The sequence below is a fragment of the Oleiphilus sp. HI0125 genome (assembly GCF_001635355.1).
Window position 1 is genome coordinate 1 of sequence record NZ_LWGF01000380.1, and the last position, 2500, is coordinate 2500.

1 rRNA gene is annotated in these 2500 nt (G+C 51.0%); it reads right to left on the bottom strand.

What is annotated here, in order from left to right:
- Positions 1-2490 (bottom strand): 23S ribosomal RNA (locus A3762_RS05245); the annotation flags it as partial.
- Positions 2491-2500 lie beyond the last annotated feature (10 nt).

Here is a 2500-nt window from a genome sequence, read left to right on the forward strand (position 1 = left end):
AGCCGACATCGAGGTGCCAAACACCGCCGTCGATGTGAACTCTTGGGCGGTATCAGCCTGTTATCCCCGGAGTACCTTTTATCCGTTGAGCGATGGCCCTTCCATACAGAACCACCGGATCACTATGACCTACTTTCGTACCTGCTCGACGTGTCTGTCTCGCAGTTAAGCGCGCTTATGCCATTACACTAACCGCATGATGTCCGACCATGCTTAGCGCACCTTCGTGCTCCTCCGTTACTCTTTGGGAGGAGACCGCCCCAGTCAAACTACCCACCACACAGTGTCCTCGATCCCGATAAGGGACCAGAGTTAGAACCTCAAACATACCAGGGTGGTATTTCAAGGATGGCTCCACACACACTGGCGTGCATGTTTCAAAGCCTCCCACCTATCCTACACAAATAGGCTCAAAGTTCACTGTGAAGCTGTAGTAAAGGTTCACGGGGTCTTTCCGTCTAGCCGCGGATACGCTGCATCTTAACAGCGATTTCAATTTCACTGAGTCTCGGGTGGAGACAGCTTAGCCATCGTTACACCATTCGTGCAGGTCGGAACTTACCCGACAAGGAATTTCGCTACCTTAGGACCGTTATAGTTACGGCCGCCGTTTACCGGGGCTTCGATCAAGAGCTTCGCATACGCTAACCCCATCAATTAACCTTCCGGCACCGGGCAGGTGTCACACCCTATACGTCCTCTTTCGAGTTTGCAGAGTGCTGTGTTTTTAATAAACAGTCGCAGCTAACTGGTATCTTCGACTGCCGCTAGCTTAGGGAGCAAGTCCCGTCACCGGCAGCAGCGTACCTTCTCCCGAAGTTACGGTACCATTTTGCCTAGTTCCTTCACCCGAGTTCTCTCAAGCGCCTTGGTATTCTCTACCTGACCACCTGTGTCGGTTTGGGGTACGGTTCCTTTATATCTGAAGCTTAGAAGTTTTTCCTGGAAGCAGAGCATCAACCACTTCAATCCCGTAGGATCTCGTCATCAGTTCTCAGCCTTAGGGACCCGGATTTGCCTAAGTCCCCAGCCTACAACCTTAAACATGGACAACCATCGCCATGCTGGCCTAGCTTTCTCCGTCTCTCCATCGCAATATAAAGAAGTACAGGAATATTAACCTGTTTCCCATCGACTACGCTTCTCAGCCTCGCCTTAGGGGCCGACTCACCCTGCGCCGATTAGCGTTGCGCAGGAACCCTTGGTCTTCCGGCGGGGAGGTTTTTCACCCCCCTTATCGTTACTCATGTCAGCATTCGCACTTCTGATACCTCCAGCAAACCTCTCGATTCACCTTCAACAGCGTACAGAACGCTCCTCTACCATATAGATAAATCTATATCCGCAGCTTCGGTTCATAGTTTGAGCCCCGTTAAATCTTCCGCGCAGGCCGACTCGACTAGTGAGCTATTACGCTTTCTTTAAAGGGTGGCTGCTTCTAAGCCAACCTCCTAGCTGTCTAAGCCTTCCCACATCGTTTCCCACTTAACTATGAATTTGGGACCTTAGCTGGCGGTCTGGGTTGTTGCCCTCTCCACGACGGACGTTAGCACCCGCCGTGTGTCTCCCGTGCTCGCACTCCTAGGTATTCGGAGTTTGCATGGGGTTGGTAAGTCGGGATGACCCCCTAGCCCAAACAGTGCTCTACCCCCTAGGGTGATACACGAGGCGCTACCTAAATAGCTTTCGAGGAGAACCAGCTATCTCCGAGTTTGATTAGCCTTTCACTCCTATCCACAAGTCATCCCCTGGCTTTTCAACGACAGTGGGTTCGGTCCTCCAGTCAGTGTTACCTAACCTTCAACCTGCTCATGGATAGATCACTCGGTTTCGGGTCTAATCCTAGCAACTGTGCGCCCTATTAAGACTCGGTTTCCCTACGGCTCCCCTATACGGTTAACCTTGCTACTAAAATTAAGTCGCTGACCCATTATACAAAAGGTACGCAGTCACAGAACAAGTCTGCTCCCACTGCTTGTACGCATACGGTTTCAGGATCTATTTCACTCCCCTCACAGGGGTTCTTTTCGCCTTTCCCTCACGGTACTGGTTCACTATCGGTCAGTCAGGAGTATTTAGCCTTGGAGGATGGTCCCCCCATCTTCAGACAAGATAACACGTGTCCCGTCCTACTTAATATGTAACTAAAGCTGCTTCGTGTACGGGGCTATCACCCTCTATCGCCACACTTTCCAGAGTGTTCCACTACAACTTTAATTATCGGCTGTTCCCCGTTCGCTCGCCGCTACTAAGGGAATCTCGGTTGATTTCTTTTCCTCCGGGTACTTAGATGTTTCAGTTCTCCGGGTTCGCTTCTTACACCTATGTATTCAATGCAAGATAACCGCCTTATGACGGTTGGGTTTCCCCATTCGGAAATCGTTGGATCAAAGCTCGTTTACCAGCTCCCCAACGCTTATCGCAGGTTTCTACGTCCTTCATCGCCTCTGACTGCCAAGGCATCCACCGTATGCGCTTAGTCGCTTGACTATATAACCCA